Annotated in this window: 14 protein-coding genes and 2 pseudogenes; 11 read left to right on the forward strand and 5 right to left on the reverse strand. The window is 68.3% G+C overall.

Going from position 1 to position 19,129, the window contains the following annotated elements; translation table 11 throughout:
- Positions 1-92: 92 nt before the first annotated feature.
- From OG306_RS28985 to OG306_RS28995, 3 genes are all read left to right on the forward strand, one after another.
- Positions 93-980, forward strand: a complete 888-nt coding sequence (locus OG306_RS28985) for a FadR/GntR family transcriptional regulator (RefSeq protein ID WP_266749153.1) — start codon at positions 93-95, stop codon at positions 978-980.
- Between the two features lie 323 nt (positions 981-1,303).
- Entirely contained in the window at positions 1,304-2,851 is a 1,548-nt protein-coding gene (locus OG306_RS28990) for an RNA polymerase sigma factor (protein WP_266749155.1), read from the forward strand.
- A 157-nt stretch (positions 2,852-3,008) separates the two neighbouring features.
- Positions 3,009-3,839 (forward strand): S1 family peptidase, encoded by an 831-nt coding sequence (locus tag OG306_RS28995; RefSeq protein WP_266749156.1) that lies wholly within the window; start codon positions 3,009-3,011, stop codon positions 3,837-3,839.
- A 101-nt stretch (positions 3,840-3,940) separates the two neighbouring features.
- On the opposite strand, the gene OG306_RS29000 is transcribed toward OG306_RS28995, so the two are convergent.
- Positions 3,941-4,174 (reverse strand): DUF7455 domain-containing protein, encoded by a 234-nt coding sequence (locus OG306_RS29000; protein WP_024489001.1) that lies wholly within the window; start codon positions 4,172-4,174, stop codon positions 3,941-3,943.
- A gap of 436 nt (positions 4,175-4,610) precedes the next feature.
- On the opposite strand from OG306_RS29000, the gene OG306_RS29005 reads away from it, so the two are divergent.
- From OG306_RS29005 to OG306_RS29030, 6 genes are all read left to right on the forward strand, one after another.
- Positions 4,611-6,731, forward strand: a complete 2,121-nt coding sequence (locus tag OG306_RS29005; protein WP_266749158.1) for a DNA gyrase/topoisomerase IV subunit B — start codon at positions 4,611-4,613, stop codon at positions 6,729-6,731.
- A 128-nt stretch (positions 6,732-6,859) separates the two neighbouring features.
- Positions 6,860-7,378 carry a CcdC protein domain-containing protein gene (locus tag OG306_RS29010; protein ID WP_266749160.1) on the forward strand — a complete coding sequence of 173 codons (519 nt, stop codon included), beginning with the start codon at positions 6,860-6,862 and terminating at the stop codon, positions 7,376-7,378.
- Positions 7,375-8,538: a sensor histidine kinase gene (locus OG306_RS29015; RefSeq protein ID WP_266749161.1), complete on the forward strand. Its 1,164-nt coding sequence runs from the start codon at positions 7,375-7,377 to the stop codon at positions 8,536-8,538. The genes OG306_RS29010 and OG306_RS29015 overlap by 4 nt, the downstream gene beginning before the upstream one ends.
- Positions 8,535-9,212, forward strand: a complete 678-nt coding sequence (locus OG306_RS29020; RefSeq protein ID WP_266749163.1) for a response regulator — start codon at positions 8,535-8,537, stop codon at positions 9,210-9,212. The genes OG306_RS29015 and OG306_RS29020 overlap by 4 nt, the downstream gene beginning before the upstream one ends.
- Before the next feature lie 131 nt (positions 9,213-9,343).
- Positions 9,344-9,784 (forward strand): DUF485 domain-containing protein, encoded by a 441-nt coding sequence (locus OG306_RS29025; protein ID WP_266752515.1) that lies wholly within the window; start codon positions 9,344-9,346, stop codon positions 9,782-9,784.
- Entirely contained in the window at positions 9,781-11,373 is a 1,593-nt protein-coding gene (locus OG306_RS29030) for a solute symporter family protein (RefSeq protein ID WP_266905200.1), read from the forward strand. The genes OG306_RS29025 and OG306_RS29030 overlap by 4 nt, the downstream gene beginning before the upstream one ends.
- A 51-nt stretch (positions 11,374-11,424) precedes the next feature.
- Here OG306_RS29030 and OG306_RS29035 read toward each other — a convergent pair.
- The 3 genes and pseudogenes from OG306_RS29035 to OG306_RS29045 form a co-directional block, all read right to left on the reverse strand.
- Positions 11,425-12,110, reverse strand: a pseudogene (locus tag OG306_RS29035) (response regulator).
- Positions 12,107-12,750 (reverse strand): annotated as a pseudogene (locus OG306_RS29040) (sensor histidine kinase); the annotation flags it as partial. The pseudogenes OG306_RS29035 and OG306_RS29040, both read right to left, overlap by 4 nt.
- Positions 12,751-12,776: 26 nt before the next feature.
- Positions 12,777-14,078: a citrate synthase gene (locus OG306_RS29045; RefSeq protein ID WP_266749165.1), complete on the reverse strand. Its 1,302-nt coding sequence runs from the start codon at positions 14,076-14,078 to the stop codon at positions 12,777-12,779.
- A gap of 144 nt (positions 14,079-14,222) precedes the next feature.
- On the opposite strand from OG306_RS29045, the gene OG306_RS29050 reads away from it, so the two are divergent.
- Both OG306_RS29050 and OG306_RS29055 read left to right on the forward strand, forming a co-directional pair.
- Complete coding sequence (locus OG306_RS29050) at positions 14,223-15,389, forward strand: citrate synthase/methylcitrate synthase (RefSeq protein WP_371665707.1); 1,167 nt, start codon at positions 14,223-14,225, stop codon at positions 15,387-15,389.
- A 22-nt stretch (positions 15,390-15,411) separates the two neighbouring features.
- A complete protein-coding gene (locus OG306_RS29055) occupies positions 15,412-16,533 on the forward strand; it encodes a CobW family GTP-binding protein (RefSeq protein ID WP_371665708.1) in 1,122 nt (373 codons plus the stop codon).
- Positions 16,534-16,586: 53 nt separating this feature from the next.
- Here OG306_RS29055 and OG306_RS29060 read toward each other — a convergent pair whose 3' ends face one another.
- The gene (locus tag OG306_RS29060; protein WP_266749166.1) at positions 16,587-19,040 is read right to left on the reverse strand and encodes a DNA gyrase/topoisomerase IV subunit A; all 2,454 of its coding nucleotides are present in this window, start codon (positions 19,038-19,040) and stop codon (positions 16,587-16,589) included.
- Between the last annotated feature and the right edge of the window lie 89 nt (positions 19,041-19,129).

Raw genomic sequence — 19,129 nt, forward strand, 5'->3', positions numbered from 1 at the left:
GACGTCAATTGGGGGGCGGGTGCCGATCACCCTTTCGTGTGCTTTTCACCAAAGACCTCAAGGGTCGGGTGAGCCGCGCCGACAAAGGATGCGTGAGTACCCTTGCGCACACCATGATGACCGCCGCCCGCTCCGCCGACTCCGGCCTCGCCGGCCCGGGTGAACTCGACCGCTACCCGTATGCGGAGGCGCCGGCCGGCGAGCGCGCCCCTCTTCGCTCCTGGGACGGTCCCGATGCCGACCTGGGCCGGGCGGGCCGACGGGGCTCGGCCAGTCGGGGCCGCGGCCTCCACGGCCAACTCGTTCAGCAGCTGGGCCAGATGATTGTCTCCGGTGATCTGGGGGCCGACCGGCCCCTCGTGCCGGAAGAGATCGGTCAGCGTTTCGAGGTCTCCCGCACCGTCGTACGCGAATCGCTGCGCGTTCTTGAGGCCAAAGGCCTGGTCAGCGCCCGGCCCAATGTTGGTACCCGGGTCCGCCCTGTCAGTGACTGGAACCTACTGGACCCCGACATCATCGAATGGCGTGCCTTCGGCCCTCAGCGTGAGGACCAGCGTCGCGAGCTCGGCGAGCTCCGGTGGACGATCGAACCGCTCGCGGCCCGTCTCGCTGCAGGTCATGGTCGTGAGGACATCCAGCAGCGACTCGGCGACATGGTGGAGATCATGGGGCACGCGCTCGGGCAGGGGGACGGGATCACCTGTTCCCGGGCCGACGCGGAATTCCACTCCCTGCTCATCCAGGCAGCGGGCAATCGCATGCTCGAGCACCTCTCCGGCATCGTTTCCGCGGCGTTGCAGGTCTCGGGTGGTCCTGTCACGGGCTGTGACCGTCCCACCGAGGCGTCTCTAGGTCACCATGCACGCATCGTCGACGCCCTCGCATCCGGCGACTCGACCGGCGCCGAGGCGGCCATGCGTCAACTGCTCGTCGTCCACCCCGAGGTGGAACGGGTGGTACCCGCCCCCCGCGAGCACTGAGCGCAGCGCGGCCAGGGTTACGAACCACGTGTCGCCGGGCCCCCACGGTCCGGCGGCACAATTGTGGTGGGATGTCACCCATGGTCACGTTCGTCGCAAATGAGGTGTGACTCGGGCCACGCGGATTGGGCGTAACACTCCTCGAAACAGTGCGATGACTTAAGAGGTGACCGCCGCGGAAGGAATACAGCAGCCATTCAGTGCGCTGTGCAGTTCTGAGGCCAAACCCGCGCCGTCGGTACATTCCCAGCCCGGCGGTCGTCGGATCCAGCCCTCTCCAGGGCCGGACCGGAAGCCGTTTCCATCGTTCCGAGAGGTTGTTCGTGTCGGCCAGCACATCCCGTACGCTCCCGCCGGAGATCGCCGAGTCCGAGTCTGTGATGGCGCTCATCGAGCGGGGAAAGGCTGATGGGCAGATCGCCGGCGATGACGTGCGTCGGGCCTTCGAGGCTGACCAGATTCCGCCAACCCAGTGGAAGAATGTTCTGCGCAGCCTCAACCAGATCCTCGAGGAAGAGGGTGTGACGCTGATGGTCAGTGCCGCGGAGCCGTCCAAACGTGCCCGCAAGAGCGTCGCAGCAAAGAGCCCGGTCAAGCGCACCGCCACCAAGACTGTCGCGGCCAAGACGACCGTGACCAGGACGGTCGCGGCCACTGCCGCCCCGTCGGCAGAGACCGTGGACGTGGTGGCTGACGACGCTGCCGCGGCCGGCCCTGCGAAGAAGGCAGCAGCCAAGAAGACGGCTGCCAAGAAGACCGCCGTGAAGAAGACGGCGGCCAAGAAGGCAACAACGAAGAAGTCCGGAAAGCAGGACGACGAGCTCCTCGACGGCGACGAGACGGCCGAGGAAGTAAAGGCCGGCAAGGGCGAAGAAGAGGAGGGCGAGGGCGAGAACAAGGGCTTCGTCCTCTCCGACGACGACGAGGACGACGCACCTGCGCAGCAGGTCGCCGTCGCCGGCGCCACCGCCGACCCGGTCAAGGACTACCTGAAGCAGATCGGCAAGGTTCCCCTCCTCAACGCCGAACAGGAGGTCGAGCTCGCCAAGCGCATCGAGGCGGGTCTGTTCGCCGAGGACAAGCTGGCGAACTCCGACAAACTTGCGCCGAAGCTCAAGCGCGAGCTGGAAATCATCGCCGAGGACGGCCGCCGCGCCAAGAACCACCTGCTGGAGGCCAACCTCCGTCTCGTGGTTTCGCTGGCCAAGCGCTACACCGGCCGCGGCATGCTCTTCCTGGACCTGATCCAGGAAGGCAACCTCGGTCTGATCCGCGCGGTCGAGAAGTTCGACTACACCAAGGGCTACAAGTTCTCCACGTACGCCACCTGGTGGATCCGTCAGGCAATCACCCGTGCCATGGCCGACCAGGCCCGCACCATCCGTATCCCGGTGCACATGGTGGAGGTCATCAACAAGCTCGCCCGTGTGCAGCGCCAGATGCTCCAGGACCTGGGCCGCGAGCCCACGCCGGAGGAGCTGGCCAAGGAACTCGACATGACCCCCGAGAAGGTCATCGAGGTCCAGAAGTACGGACGCGAGCCGATCTCCCTCCACACCCCACTGGGTGAGGACGGGGATAGCGAGTTCGGTGACCTGATTGAGGACTCCGAGGCGGTCGTCCCGGCCGACGCGGTCAGCTTCACGCTTCTCCAGGAGCAGCTGCACTCGGTGCTCGATACGCTCTCCGAGCGTGAAGCCGGCGTGGTCTCGATGCGCTTCGGTCTCACCGATGGCCAGCCGAAGACGCTGGACGAGATCGGCAAGGTCTACGGCGTGACGCGCGAGCGCATCCGTCAGATCGAGTCGAAGACCATGTCGAAATTGCGCCACCCGTCGCGTTCGCAGGTGCTGCGCGACTACCTCGACTAGGTCGTAGGAGTACACGGACCAGGTCGCAGAAAAGAACACAGGCCGAGGGCCCGGATCCCGCAGGGGATCCGGGCCCTCGGCCTATCTGCGGGTGCGATCCATGGCAGGTCGGATGACTCTGGGTGGGAAATGGTTCCTCACAGAGTCAGGAGTGCGCATGTCCCGTAACGTCTTCCGCGCCATGACCGGGGTGCTCGCCCTGGTGGCCGCCACGGCCGCGGTACCGCCCGGATCCTCCGCTCCGGCTGTTGCGGACAGCATCGTCATCGGTGGTCAGCCCGCACACGTCAAGGACAGCCCCTGGGTCGTCGCGCTGTCCAGTCGGGACCGTTTCGGCGATACGCGCGCCGGTCAGTTCTGCGGCGGCGTCGTGGTCGCGCCGAAGAAGGTGCTGACCGCTGCGCACTGCCTGAGCAGGGAGGCACTCGGAGCCGACGTCGGCAATGTACGCGATCTACGGATCATCTCGGGCCGGGATACCCTGCCCGGGACCGACGGGAAGGAGGTACCGGTCCAGGCCGCATGGAGCAATCCGCGATTCGACCCGCTCACGAACGCGGGGGACCTTGCGGTGCTCAGTCTGGTCGACGCGCTGCCCGCGACGAGCGTGATCCCGATGGCCGAATCCGGTGACGCGGCATACACGCCGGGTACGGGTGCCGTCGTCTACGGGTGGGGGGACACGACCGGTAACAGCGACTACGCGTCGTCGCTCCGCGCCGCCAAAGTGAGCGTTCTACCGGACAGTTTGTGCGCGCAGGCTTACCCGGGCGGCAGGAATGGCACGTACGACGCCTCAGCGATGCTCTGCGCGGGCGAACTGCAGGGCGGCCACGACTCATGCCAAGGCGACAGCGGAGGGCCGCTGGTGGCCCGTGGGCGGCTCATTGGGTTGGTGTCCTGGGGGAACGGTTGTGGCAAGGCGGGGAGCCCCGGCGTGTACACCCGTATCTCTGCTGCCATCGACTGGATGCCGGCGGGTAATTGAACGACGACACCGCGTAAGCACGAGAACGGGCGGCTTCCTCTCGGGAAGCCGCCCATCGGCCGGTCCGGAACCTAGCCCTGGCTCGTCGTGGATGCGAGGTGTCAGTGTTGTTCCTCTTCGGCGGCTTGGGCCTGCACGGCCGTCAGCCGGTCCGTCTCATCCTGTATTTCCGCGGCGATCTTCTTGAGTTCCGGCTCGAACTTGCGACCGTGGTGGGCGCAGAAGAGCAGTTCACCGCCGCTGATCAGGACGACGCGCAGATATGCCTGGGCGCCGCAACGGTCACAGCGGTCTGCTGCGGTCAGCGGGCTCGCGGGGGTCAGAACAGTAGTCACGTCGCCTCTTCTCTAGCTCGACGAGCTGTCGTACCAGGGTCAACATCCAACCAGGCCGAAAACGTTCCCGCTCGTGGCATTTCTTCGAAACTTCTTCTCAAGATGGCTGTCTGTTGCCGGTTGGCGGCGAATGTGCCGTATTGCGTAGCGCTACGGTTTCGCGTTGCTTGTCTTGTGTGGATCCTCCCGGCCGGCTTGCCGGTTTGTTCATGAGGACGTGCCCGGAGCCTAAATGGTTCATGCCTGGAAGGGAACGTGATGTGCGCGTCACTCCTGCGAGGGATCGAACGTGTATGCGAGGCTGGACTAGTGTGAGGGTTCTCGGAGGGTGGCGTTACAACCGCTCTACCAGGCCTCGGTACCCTCTCAGCGGCGACCGAAGCCGAGCCCGTTACCCACTTGGGCCTCAAATGAAATTCAGCGAGGAGCGAACCGCGTGACCGCCGATACGTCCGTGCCGTCCACTGCGCTGCTGACCGGAGCAGACCGAGACGGTTCCAACTACACCGCGCGGCACCTGCTCGTACTTGAGGGGCTCGAAGCGGTTCGCAAGCGTCCCGGGATGTACATCGGGTCCACCGACAGCCGCGGCCTCATGCACTGCCTCTGGGAGATCATCGACAACTCCGTCGACGAGGCTCTGGGCGGCTACTGCGATCACATCGAGGTCATCCTCCACGACGACAATTCCGTGGAGGTCCGGGACAACGGGCGCGGTATCCCGGTCGATGTCGAGCCCAAGACGGGCCTGTCCGGCGTCGAGGTCGTGATGACCAAGCTGCACGCCGGGGGAAAGTTCGGTGGCGGCTCGTACGCCGCGTCCGGCGGTCTGCACGGCGTGGGCGCCTCCGTGGTCAACGCGCTCTCTGCCCGGCTCGACGTCGAGGTCGACCGCAACAGCGCGACCCACTCGATCAGCTTCCGCCGCGGAGTCCCCGGCATCTTTACCGAACAGGGGCCGGACAGCCCCTTCGACCCGGCCAACGGCCTGCTCAAGGGCAAGCGGGTACCGAAGGCGCGCACCGGAACCAGGGTGCGTTACTGGGCGGACCGGCAGATCTTCCTCAAGGACGCCAAGCTCAACCTGGAGACGCTCCACCAGCGGGCGCGGCAGACGGCCTTCCTCGTCCCCGGTCTCACGATCGTCGTTCGCGACGAGCGTGGTCTCGACGACCAGGGCAAGACCGAGGAGACCTTCCGCTTCGACGGTGGAATCAGTGAATTCTGCGAGTACCTTGCCCAGGACAAGGCGGTCTGTGACGTCCTGCGGCTGACCGGGCAGGGCACATTCAAGGAGACCGTCCCGGTCCTGGACGAGCGCGGTCACATGACGGCGACCGAGGTCACCCGTGAACTCGTCGTCGACATCGCCATGCGCTGGGGCACCGGCTACGACACCAATCTCAAGTCCTTCGTCAACATCATCGCCACCCCCAAGGGCGGCACCCATGTGACCGGATTCGAACGCTCCGTGACCAAGACGGTCAATGAGGCACTGCGGTCGGCCAAGCTTCTCCGTGTCGCCGAGGACGACGTCGTCAAGGACGACGCGCTGGAGGGCCTCACCGCGGTCGTCACCGTACGGCTGGCGGAGCCGCAGTTCGAAGGCCAGACCAAGGAGGTGCTCGGCACCTCGGCGGCCAACCGGATCGTTGCCGGCGTCGTTTCCAAGGAACTCAAGGCGTTCCTGACTTCGACGAAGCGTGATGCCAAGGCCCAGGCCAGGGCGATCCTGGACAAGGCCGTGGCGGCAGCGCGCACGCGCATCGCCGCCCGTCAGCACAAGGATGCACAGCGCCGCAAGACAGCGCTGGAGTCCTCCTCCCTGCCGGCGAAGCTCGCCGACTGCCGCAGCGATGACGTGGACCGCAGCGAGCTCTTCATCGTCGAGGGCGACTCCGCGCTCGGTACGGCCAAGCTTGCGCGGAACAGCGAGTTCCAGGCGCTGCTGCCGATCCGGGGCAAGATCCTCAATGTCCAGAAGTCGTCCGTCTCGGACATGCTGAAGAATGCCGAGTGCGGTGCGATCATCCAGGTCATAGGGGCCGGGTCGGGGCGAACCTTCGACATCGACGCCGCCCGCTACGGGAAGATCGTCCTGCTTGTGGACGCCGATGTCGACGGTGCGCACATCCGCTGTCTGCTCCTGACCCTGTTCCAGCGCTACATGCGGCCCATGGTGGAGGCCGGCCGGGTCTTCGCCGCCGTGCCCCCGCTGCACCGGATCGAGCTGGTCCAGCCCAAGAAGGGCCAGGACAAGTACATCTACACGTACTCCGACAATGAGCTGCGCCAACGGCTGTTGGAGCTGCAGCGGAAGAACGTCCGGTACAAGGACTCGATCCAGCGTTACAAGGGTCTGGGCGAAATGGACGCCGACCAGCTGGCGGAGACCACGATGGACCCTCGGCACCGCACCCTGCGGCGGATCAACATTGGTGATCTGGAATCGTCGGAGCACGTCTTCGATCTGTTGATGGGCAATGACGTGGCACCGCGCAAGGAGTTCATCGCCAGCTCGGCCGCCACTCTGGACCGCTCGCGCATCGACGTCTGAGCGTTGCCGTCTCCGCCCGTGGGTGGAGACGGCATCTCCACCCGTGATCAACCCCTGAGCCGATCTCCTGACCCGGACGATTCCGTAGCGTCGAAGGCGTTCAACCTTCCCGCGTCTCGGAGGCAGCCATGTCCGGGCTCGTCAATGTCCTGGTGATCGTCGCCGTCATCGCTGTTGTCGTGGTCCGCCAGCGCTCGGCACGGCGGATCTCCGATGGCAAGCGCTGCTGGATCCTGCCGGGCGTTCTCCTCGTCGTGTCACTGCGCGAGCACGGGCTCGTCGATCCGCGTCACGAGGCGCTGTCGGTGGCCGTCCTGGGCGCGGAGTTGGCGGTGGGCCTGGTCACCGGGGCCGGCTGGGGCTGGACTTCGCAGCTGTGGCGCGAGGCGGACGGTTCGCTGCGGACCAAGGGAACCAAAGCAACCGTCTCTGTCTGGGCAGGGGGACTGGCGCTGCGTGCGGCTCTTTTCGGGGCTGCCGCGCTGATGGGCATACATCAAGGCAGCGCGGCACCGAGGTCGGCTCTCGCGGTGATGTTGGCGGTGCGCAGCGGTGTGCTGATGTGGAGGGCCGGGCAGATGCGTCCGGCATACGGCGGCTTCGCCGACGGGATGGCGTCGCAGCCGGCGTGGAAGGACCTCGTGTGACTGGCGCGATCTGGACGAGCTGGCCGTCCCGGGAAGCTCTCTCCGCGGGGAATCGCACCCGCCCACGGGCGTTGATCGCCTGGTCCGTCAGGGTTGTTCTGCTCACCGTCATGCTCTGGGGCGCCTTCACCAGCGGACGGTTCGGGCCCTGGGAGGTGGCGCTCGGACTGGTGGGCGTCGCGGGCTGTGCCGTGGCCGCCTGGGCGTTCTTCCGGACCAGTCTGGAGCACCGGCCGTGGCCGTCGCTGGCACTTCTGGCGCTGCTGATGGTGGCGGCACTCGGGGCGCAACAGGCCGGGGCCCGAGTGCCGGCGGTGATTCTGTGGTGCGGTTGTGCCGTCTCCGCTCTGGAGAGGTTGCCGCTCGCGGCGGGCCTCCCGGCCACGGCCGTCGCGCTCGGCGCATATGCGGCGGTCGACACCGGCGGCTGGCTGAACACGGCCATAACGACAGGGGGCCTCTGTCTGGCGGGCTACGTTCTGCGACTGGACGCAGAGGCCCGGGGCAGTGCTCAGAGGCTCCTCGTGCAGGAGCGGGCGGCCCGCGCGGCGGAGGCCGAGACAGCCGCCCTGGACGAGCGGGCCAGGATCGCCCGTGAAATCCACGATGTGCTCGCCCACAGCCTCTCGGCGCAGCTGGTGCATCTGGAGGCGACGCGACTGCTGATCGAGCGGGAACCCGCGGGGGGGTTCCGGGACCGGGTACTGGAGCGGGTGGTGGTGGCACGTTCCATGGCACGTGAGGCGCTCACGGAGACCCGTCACGCGCTCTCGGCGCTCCGGGGGGAGGCGTCCCCGGTGGAGGATTTCCTACGGCAGTTGGCGGCCGCGGAGCCCGCCGAGGTCAGCGTGACGGGGGAACAGCGGACGCTGACCGCGGAGGCGTCGCAGACGGTCCGGAGGGTGGCGCAGGAGGCCGTGACCAATGTGCGCAAGCACGCGCCGGGGGCCAGAGTCCTCGTACGGCTGGAGTATCTGCCGGATGAGGTCGCCCTGGAGGTCACGGACTCGGGTGGACGCGGACCCGAGGAGGAGCTCGCTGTCAGCGGCTCCGGATACGGTCTGCTGGGGATGAGGGAGCGGGCCGAACTCCTGGGCGGGACGCTGGAGGCCGGCCCCGGCGAGGAGGGTTTCGTGGTGACTCTGCGGGTGCCCGCGTGAACGCGCGGGTCGTGGTCGTCGATGACCAGTCGGTTGTCCGCGAAGGAATCGTGATGCTGTTGGGGCTGCTGCCCGGTATCGAGGTGGTCGGATCGGCGAAGGACGGTGAGGAGGCCGTCGCGCTCGTGGCCGAACTGGCACCCGACGTGGTGCTGATGGATCTGCGGATGCCCCGCTGCGACGGGGCGGAAGCAACGCGGCGGATCCGCAAGGACTATCCGGGTACCCAAGTGGTGGTGCTCACGACCTTCGCGGATGACGACTCGCTCTTCCCCGCGCTGCAGGCAGGGGCTCGGGGCTATCTCACGAAGGACGCCGGGGGTGACGAGATCGTGCGGGCCATCCAGGCCGTGCTGTCGGGCGAGGCCGGGCTCTCGCCTTCCGTGCAGCGTCGTCTGCTGGAGCGCGTCACCACACAGCCTCCGCCGCTCGGCCCTGACCCCGGGCCGCAGTTGCCCGACGGTCTGACACCACGTGAGGTGGAGGTGTTGGTCCTGATCGCGGAGGGACTGTCCAATCTGGAGATTGCCCGCAGACTGCACATTTCGCAGGCCACCGTGAAAAGCCACATCAACAACCTCTTCGCCAAGGCCGGAGTACGCGACCGGGCACAGGCCGTTCGTTTTGCGTACGTTCGGGGCCTCGCACAGTCGCCCGGATCGACCTTCACCTGAAGAGGTGAAGATGGGCGAATGAAGTGCCCGGGATCTTCCCGATCTGCCCATTCTTGGGTACGCGGCCGAAGTGGTTCGTGGACAAGGGGAGTTGTTCGGTGGAGAAGGAAGCAGGGCGTGAGGCCGCAGCGGTGCGGCTCGACGACCCGTGGGACGACGCGCTGGCCTCCTGGGGCGAACTGGATGGTGCGGGGAGCTTCGCTCCCGCCGGGCATCCGGGGCCGGTGGACCTGCAGCGCGGCTACAGCGCGGCCGAGATCTATCTGGAGGTGCAGCGCAGCGAGGCCTTCCAGGAAGTGCGGCGTCGGTACCGGCGGTTCGTCGTCCCGGCCACACTTGTCTTCCTCGTCTGGTACCTCGCTTACGTCGTCGTCGCGATCACCGCACCCGGACTGATGGCCCGCCCGGTGGCCGGGGCGGTCAATGTCGCGATGGTCGCGGGACTCGGGCAGTTCCTCACAACGTTCCTTCTCACCGGGGCGTACGCCCGGCACGCGCGGCTGCGCAGGGACCGGGCCGCGCTCGATCTGCGCTGGGAGACACAGGAGATGACGCGGGGGATCGGGCGTTGAACGGGAACCACCAGACGCTGGCGCTCCTGCTGTTCAGCGCCTTCATCGCAGTGACGCTCGCCATCACCACCTGGGTGAGCCGCAACCGGCACGGCACGGCCGAGGAGTTCTACGCGGGGGGTCGACTGTTCTCGCCCATGGAGAACGGTTTCGCCATCGCCGGGGACTACATGTCGGCCGCGTCCTTCCTCGGCATCTCGGGGCTGATCGCCCTCTTCGGCTACGACGGCATGCTCTACTCGGTCGGGTTCCTCGTCGCGTGGCTGGTTGTGCTGCTGCTGGTCGCCGAACTGGTCCGCAACTGCGGTCGGTTCACGCTCGCCGACGTGATTGCGGCGCGGATGGCCCAGCGCCCGGTCCGGATCGCCGCCGGTGCCTCGTCCGTCACCGTCTCCGTGCTCTATCTGGTGGCACAGATGGTCGGCGCGGGCAGCCTGGTCGCGCTGCTCCTCGGCGGTACGAGCGGTGCCGCCCGTTCCTGGACCGTCATCGGTGTCGGGGCTCTCATGGTGATCTATGTGTCGCTCGGTGGGATGCGCGCCACGACCTGGATCCAGATCGTCAAGGCCGTTCTGCTGATGGTGGGGGCGGTTGTACTCACCGTGCTCGTCCTGGTCCGCTTCCACGGCGACTTCAACGCCCTGCTCAACTCCGCCGCCGAACGGAGCGGGCACGGAAGACGGTTCCTCTCGCCCGGGCTCCGGTACGGCGGAACCTGGACGGCACGCATCGACTTCATCAGCCTGGGCCTGGCCCTGGTACTCGGTACGGCGGGGCTGCCGCACATCCTGTCGCGGTTCTACACCGTGCCCACAGCCCGCGCGGCCCGCCGTTCGGTCGTCTGGTCCATCGGGCTCATCGGCAGCTTCTACCTGATGACGATCGCGCTCGGATTCGGGGCGGCGGCGCTGGTCGGTTCGGCCGAGGCGCGGGCGTCGAATTCTGCGGGAAACACCGCGGTTCCGCTGCTGGCCCTGGAGCTCGGTGGCGGTGAAGGGTCCACCGGGGGGACGATCCTGTTCGCCGTGGTTGCCGCTGTCGCCTTCGCGACCATCCTCGCCGTCGTCGCGGGGATCACCCTCGCCTCGTCCGCCTCCGTGGCCCATGACCTCTACGCCTCGTTCAGGCGCCCGGGCTCCAAGCAGTACAGCGAGGTCGCCGTGGCCCGCGTCGCCGCCGCCGGGATCGGGGTGGCCGCCATCGGACTCGGCCTGGTCGCCCAGGACCTCAACGTGGCGTTCCTGGTGGGGCTCGCCTTCGCCGTCGCCGCTTCGGCCAACCTCCCGGTGCTGCTGTACTCCCTGTTCTGGCGGAACTTCACCACCTGCGGAGCGGTCTGGTCCGTGTACGGCGGGCTGATCCCCGCCGTGCTGCTCGTACTGCTCTCCCCGGTGGTCTCCGGCAGCCCGAACTCGCTCTTCTCCGGCGCCGACTTCCAGCTCTTCCCCCTGGAGAACCCCGGCCTGGTCTCCATTCCGCTGGGCTTCCTGGCCGGCTGGGTCGGCACGGTCACCTCCACCGAACCGCCCGACGCCGCCAAGCACGCGGAGACCGAGGTCCGTGCGCTGACGGGGGCGGGAGCGGTGTAGCCACACTCCGGCGCGGTACCGGCCGCGCCCGCGCCGTACCGGCCGGGGCTTTCAGGCCTGACTGCCGGTAAACCAGGCGTAGCGGTGTTCGGGGCGACCCGTCTCGCCGTACCGCAGCGTCAGCCGCACTCTGCCGGTCCTTTCCAGCAGCTTCAGATAGCGCTGGACGGTCTACCGGCTCATCCCGGCGCTCTCCGCGATCTCCTGCGCGGAGAGCGGCCCTTCGGTGCTGCGGAGCGCTCGGCGGACCAGTTCTGCCGTGGTCGGTGAGTGTCCCTTGGGCAGATCGGGGTCGCCCACCGCCCAGAGGGCATCGAAGAGCCGGTCTGCTTCACACCCTGCTCGGCCTTTCCGCTGCGTTCGAGGGTGTGGCGCAGCGCTGCGTGCGCCTCCAGCTTGGTACGCAGCCCGGCGCAGGGCGAGGGCTTCACCAGGTACTGCAGCGCGCCGTGTCCCATGGCGTCCCGGACGGTGGCGACGTCGCGCGCCGCCGTCCACGTGATCACATCGGTGCGGTGACCAAGCCTGCGCAGTTCCCGCACCATCGACAGGCCGCTGCGTCTGGGCATGTAGTGGTCCAGCAGGACCAGGTCCACATGCTGTTCTTCGATCGTCGTGAGGGCTTCGGCGGCGGAGTGCGCCAGAGCGGTCACCCGGAACCCCGGCACCCTGAAGACATAGGCCGCGTTGACCTTCGCGACCCGGATGTCGTCGTCCACGACCAGGACCTCGATCAATGATTTTCTCCCGCGATGCCGGTGTTCGGTTCTGTAGCTTCCGGTTCGGTCGATGCCGGGTCCGTCATGTCCGGATCGGCGAGGGCCTCCGGCAGTACGACGGTGAACCCGGTGCCGCCGTCCGCCGCCCCGTCGACCGTCACGCTGCCGTTCCGCCAGCCGCCGCACCAGTGCGAGTCCCAGGCCGCGCCTGCCGTGGGCCGGGAGTTCCTTCGGCGACCAGCCCTCCGTGAAGATCAATGCGCGTTGCGCGGCCGGAACCCCCGGGCGGCTGTCATGGACCCGCGGCACCACCGTGCGGCCCTCGGTGTGGAGGCCCACCTCGGCCCGGGCGCCGTCCGTTCCGGCTGCCGCGTCCAGCACGTTGTCCACGAGATTGCCGACGATGGTGACCAGCCCGCAAGGGTCCAGGGCCGGTCCGGCAGCAGGGTCCCGGGCGCCACGCGCAGGGCGACGCCGCGCTCCGCCGTGACCGTGACCCGTTGCCGACCAGGAGCGCGGCCGGCAACGGGTCACAAACCTTCTCGGTGGCCTGCTCGGCCGTCGCCCGATGGACGCCGACGACCTCGGTGACGCACTCCATGGCGTCCTCGTCCATGTCCAACTCCAGCCGCCCCAGGCGGGTGTGCAGCGGGTTGGCCGGCCTCGGCGCGCCGTGCGGACCGTCTATCGCAGTGGTTCTCCCCTGACGGTCGGCAGCGGCTGAGGGGGTCGGGGGCCTCCGTAATGACCGGTGGGGCGCATGCGCAGCGGCCTTTCCCCGTACTCCTCCAACGCATGAGCGATCCAGCCGGCGGTACGGGACACCGCGAACACCGTCTCGCCCGCCTCCGCGGACATGCCGGAGGAGACCGAGAGCACGGCGAGCGCCAGGTCGACATTGGCATGCAGTGGCGCGTGGCGGGCGGTCGTGGTGACGACGTCGCGTGCCGCGGCGAGCGCCCCAGCCGCCTGCGGAATGTCGGCGAGGAGGTCGAACAGCGTCCGCGCCCGCGGGTCCTCGGCGACGTAGAGGCGATGGCCGAGCCCCGGCACCCTGCGTCCGGTACGGAGATGGTCCGCGACCACCGGGACCGCGCTGCCCCGCTCCAGAACCTCGGTCAGCATCCGGTGTGCCAGACCGCTCGCTGCCCCGTGCAGGGGGCCCTCCAGGACTCCGAGGCCCGCGGAGACCACCGCGTACGGATGGGCGTGGGCGGACGCGGCGACCCTGGCGGCCAGCGTCGACGCCGCGAGATCGTGGTCGATCAGGAGGACGAGGGCGGTGTCCAGCGCGGCGATTGACGGCTCGTCGGCGGGTCGGGCGGTCAGCTTCGGCCACAGTCGCCGGGCCAGCGCGGCCTCGTTTCCGGTGGCCACATCGCTCGTCGACGACCTGCCGCCGGCCAGGGGCAGCGCCTCGACAAGGGTCGGGATCAGGGTCCGCGTACTGGCGAGCACCGCCTCGCGCGACAAATCGAAGCGCAGCGGATCGGTGGTCGCCGCGGCGATCACGGCCACCCGCAGCCGGTCCGTGGAGCCGCTGTGCGCGGGCAGCGCGTCGACCGCCCGGCGCGCTGCGGCCAGCGCCTCATCAGGTGCGGTGAAGCGGATGCCGGGTCGCAGGTCGCCGGTCCAGAGCCATTCGGCAACCTCCTCGTAGCCGTACCGCCTGGCCAGTTCGGTCGCGTCGACGCCCCGGAAGTAGTACCGGTCGCTCTCGATCAGCGTGATGCCGGTACGGAAGACCGGATCGGCGGTGGGGGAGGGGTCCCGGCGCCCGGTGCGCCGGGCCAGCGCGTCGACCTCGGCCGCGTCGAATGTGCTGCCGCGCCCGCCGGGAGCGCGCCTGCTGCTCAGCTGGCCCCGGCTGACATAGGCGTACACCGTCTCGGGTTTCACCCCGAGCCGATCGGCCGTCTCCCTCGTGCTGAGCCGCTGCGCGGCCGTTGCGCCGGGGCTGTCACCGGGTGCTTCTTGATCCTTCATGTCGCCAACCGTATCCATATTGATTTAATCAACATTGACAGATTTAAGTCAATCATAGATTGTCGAATCAATATTGATGAGCGGCCATCGAGGCGTCTTCGACGCGCCTTCTAGGCGCTCTCGAGACGCTCATGGAGGAAAGAGATGCCGACCATGACCACCGGAACCCGAACCCCGCTCGATGTGCCCCGGGGGCTCGCGGGCGTCGTCGTCACCGACACGGCCCTCGGCGATGTCCGCGGGCGCGAGGGCTTCTACCACTACCGGCAGTACTCGGCGATCGACCTCGCAGGGACCCGCAGCTTCGAGGACGTCTGGTACCTGATGTCCGAGGGCACACTGCCCGATGCCGCGGCCCGTGCCGAATTCGCCGCCCGCACCGCAGCACTGCGCCGGCTGCCCGAGGAAGTCCGTGCGGCCCTGCCGGCCATAGCCCGCGCGGGATCAGTTTCCGGGCCCCTGGCCGGCCTGCGCACCGCCCTCTCGCTCCTCGGCGCCTCGGCCGGCTTCCGGCCGGTGTACGACATCGACGCCGACCGGCGCCGGAGCGACGCCCTGGCCGCCTGTGCCGCCGTCCCCACCGTGCTCACCGCGTTGCACCGCCTCGGCCAGGGCCTCGAACCGGTCGAGCCGCGCGAAGATCTGCCCCACGCGGCCAACTACCTGTACATGCTCACCGGCTCGGTACCGGACGCCGCACGGGTCAGGGCCGTGGAGCAGTACCTGATCTCCACCATCGACCACGGCTTCAACGCCTCGACCTTCACCGGCCGGGTCGTCGCCTCGACCGGCGCCGATGTCGCGGCCTGCCTGGTGGCCGCTGTCGGCGCGCTCTCCGGACCGCTGCACGGCGGAGCGCCCAGCCGTGCCCTCGACACCCTGGACGCCATAGGCGCCCCCGACCGCATCGACGGCTGGATCCGCGAACGGGTGCTCGCGGGCGAGCGGATCATGGGCTTCGGCCACCCCGTCTACCGCACCGAGGACCCCCGCTCACGCATGCTGCGGGGCATCGCCCAGGGCTTCGGCGGCCCGCTCGTCGACTTCGCCGTCGAGGTCGAAAGGCAGGTCGAGGCGATCCTCGCCGAGCTGAAGCCGGGCCGTGAGCTGCACACCAACGTCGAGTTCTACGCCGGAGTCGTCATGGAGCTGTGCGGGCTGCCGCGCGAGATGTTCACTCCGACATTCTGCGCGGCACGGGTGGTCGGCTGGAGCGCCAATATCCTGGAGCAGGCGGCGGACTCGAAGATCATCCGCCCGGCGGCCCGTTACGTCGGTCCGCCCCCGCCGCAGCCGGTCCCGGCGCCCTGACGTCCACCGAAGAAGGTCCCCGTTGAACCTGTCGTCCCCACCCCGCAAGCAGCAGGTCCCGGTCATCGTCCTCGCGGGGTTCCTGGGATCAGGCAAAACGACACTGCTCAACCACCTCCTCCGTAACCGTGCGGGCAACCGGATCGGCGTGATCGTCAACGACTTCGGCTCCATCGAGATCGATGCCATGACGGTCTCGGGGCAGGTTGGCTCGACGGTCTCGTTGGGCAACGGATGCCTGTGCTGCGTGGTCGACGCGAGCGAGCTCGACACCTTCCTGGAGACGCTGACCCGGCCCGCCGTCGGCCTCGATGTGATCGTCATCGAGGCCAGCGGACTGGCGGAGCCGCAGGAGCTGGTGCGCATGCTCCTGGCCAGCGCCAATCCGCACATCGTGTACGGGGGCCTGGTGGAGGTCGTCGACGCCGCCGAGTTCGACGCCACCCGAAGTCGCCATCCGGAGATCGACCGCCATCTCGCCGTCGCCGATCTGGTCGTGCTGAACAAGACCGACCGGGTCGGGAGCGAGGAACCGGCCCGAATCCGGGACGTCATCGCCGCGACCGGCGGCGCGGCGGCGGGCGGCAACGCGGCCGCCGTCATCTGCGCCGCATACGGACGCATCGATCCCGAGCTGCTCTTCGACCCGGCGCTGCGGCCGGATGCTGAGGAGAAGGCGCGCCAGCTCACCTTCGAGGATCTGCTCCGGGCGGAGTGGGCCGAGGAAGAGGCCGATGCCGGGCACGAGCACCATCTGCATGCCGCGTACGAGAGCGTCTCCTTCACCTCGGACGTACCGATGAATCCCCGCCGATTGATGGAGTTTCTCGACTCCGGGCCGCAGGGCCTCTACCGGATCAAAGGGTTCGTCGACTTCGGCGCGGGCGACCGCGGCAACAAATACGTCCTGCATGCGGTCGGCAGATTCCTGCGGTTCGGCCCGCGGCCGTGGGCACGCGACGAACCGCGCCTCACCCAGCTGGTGCTGATCGGCTCGGGCATCGATCCGGAGCAGCTGCACAAGGAGCTGGCCGACTGCCGCGAGACCGCCGCTCCGGCACTGCACACGACACAGGACGCCGCACATGAGCGAAGCATGTGGGGCGTCCTGCGGTACGTACAACAGCCCGACGACGACGCATAGCGGCGGGCCCCTTCGCCCGCCCGGCTTTCTGTACCGCTGCCCGGCCGGGCCGGCTAGACGGGGCCGGCGACCACCGCGACCGGCTTGGCCAGCGGTGTCCCCGAACCGTCGCGCCTCGGGTCCGCCTCCGGCAGCTCGGTCGGCATGCCGTTCTTCTGCGCGGCCCGGGCAGGCGTCGCGCCCGCCCAGCCGAAGACCAGAACGTCCTCGCCCTTGAGGAACCGCTGACAGCGCACCCCGCCGGTGGCCCGGCCCTTGCGCGGATACTGGTCGAACGGGGTGAGCTTGCAGGTCAGCACCGAGTCGTCCAGCGTGCCGTGCGAGCCCGCCACCGTGAACACCACCGCGTCCACCGCCGGATCCACCGCGGTGAACGAGATCACCTCGGCGTCCGCCGCGAGCTTGATGCCCGTCATGCCTCCCGCGGGTCTCCCCTGCGGCCGTACCTGCGCCGCCGGGTAGCGCAGCAACTGCGCGTCGGACGTGACGAAGACCAGGTCCTCCTCACCCGTACGCAGTTCGGCCGCGCCGACGATGCGGTCACCGTCCTTGAGGGTGATGACCTCCAGCTCGTCCTTGTTGGCCGGATAGTCCGGCACCACTCGCTTGACGACCCCCTGCAGGGTGCCGATCGCCAGGCCGGGCGAGGCCTCGTCGAGCGTGGTGAGGCAGATGACCTCCTCGTCGCTCTCCAGCGTGAGGAACTCCGAAACCATCGCCCCGCCCGACAGATTGGGCGCCGCGTGGGTGTCCGGCAACTGCGGCAGATCGATCACCGCGAGCCGCAGCAGCCGCCCCGTCGACGTCACCACCCCCACATCGCCGCGGGCCGTCGCCGGCACGGCCGACACGATCACATCGTGCTTGGCACGCTTGGCGTCCTCGGCGAAGGCGATCGGATCGTCATGGGCGGTACGGGCCAGCAGGCCGGTCGACGACAGCAGCACCCGGCACGGGTCGTCCGCGACCTCCAGCGGCACCGAGGTGACCTGTGAACCAGCCGATTCCAGCAGCACCGTACGCCGGTCGGTACCGAACTTCTTGGCGACCGCAGCCAGTTCGGAGGAGACGAGCTTGCGCAGCTCGGTGTCCGATTCGAGGATGGCGGTCAGCTCGTCGATCTCGGCGTTGAGCCGGTCCCGCTCGCTCTCCAGCTCGATCCGGTCGAACCGGGTCAGCCGGCGCAGCGGGGTCTCCAGGATGTACTGCGTCTGGGTCTCGCTCAGCGAGAAGTGCTCGATGAGCCGCTCCTTCGCCTGCGCCGAGTTGTCGCTGGACCGGATGAGCCGGATGACCTCGTCGATGTCGATCAGCGCGACGAGGAGTCCCTCGACCAGGTGCAGCCGGTTGCGGCGCTTGGTCCGGCGGAACTCGCTGCGCCGGCGCACGACCTCGAAGCGGTGGTCGAGATAGACCTCCAGCAGCTCCTTGAGGCCCAGGGTGAGCGGCTGACCGTCGACCAGCGCCACATTGTTGATGCCGAAGGACTCCTCCATAGGCGTCAGCTTGTAGAGCTGCTCCAGCACGGCCTCCGGAACGAAGCCGTTCTTCACCTCGATGACCAGGCGCAGTCCGTGCGAGCGGTCGGTGAGGTCCTTGACGTCCGCGATGCCCTGGAGTTTTTTCGCCGAGACCAGGTCCTTGATCTTGGCGATCACCTTCTCCGGGCCGACGCTGAAGGGCAGTTCGGTGACGACCAGGCCCTTGCGGCGTGCCGTGACGTTCTCCACGGTGACGGTGGCACGGATCTTGAACGTTCCGCGGCCGGCCGCGTAGGCGTCCTTGACGCCGCCGAGGCCCACGATTCGGCCACCGGTCGGCAGGTCGGGACCCGGGACGAATCGCATCAGGGTCTCCAGGTCCGCGCCCGGATGCTTGATGAGATGGCGGGCGGCGGCGATGACCTCGCCCAGGTTGTGCGGCGGCATATTGGTCGCCATGCCGACCGCGATCCCGGTCGTGCCATTGACCAGGAGGTTCGGATAGGCGGCGGGGAGGACGACCGGCTCCTGCTCCTGGCCGTCGTAATTCGACTGGAAAGCGACGGTGTCCTCGTCGATCGACTCCGTCATCAGTGACGTCGCGTCGGCCATCCGGCACTCGGTGTACCGCATCGCGGCCGGAGGGTCGTCGTTGCCGAGCGAGCCGAAGTTGCCGTGTCCGTCGACGAGGGGGAGCCTCATGGAGAACGGCTGTGCCATCCGCACCAGCGCGTCGTAGATCGACGCGTCACCGTGCGGGTGAAGCTTGCCCATGACCTCGCCGACCACGCGGGCGCACTTCACATAGCCGCGCTCCGGGCGCAGGCCCATCTCGTTCATCTGGTACACGATGCGGCGGTGCACCGGCTTCATGCCGTCGCGGGCGTCCGGCAGGGCCCGTGAGTAGATCACCGAGTACGCGTACTCGAGGTAGGAGCCCTGCATTTCGTCGACGACGTCGATGTCGAGGATCTTCTCCTCGAAATCGTCCGACGGCGGCGGGGTCTTCGTGCTGCGGCGGGCCATCGCTGCTGCGACTCCTTCACGGATTCTGACGGATTCTGTCCGGGCAACCTCATGTTCTGACGCCGACCATTGTGGACCGCCGCACTGAC

Origin of the sequence: Streptomyces sp. NBC_01241, from assembly GCF_041435435.1 — a bacterium.
Taxonomy (GTDB): domain Bacteria; phylum Actinomycetota; class Actinomycetes; order Streptomycetales; family Streptomycetaceae; genus Streptomyces.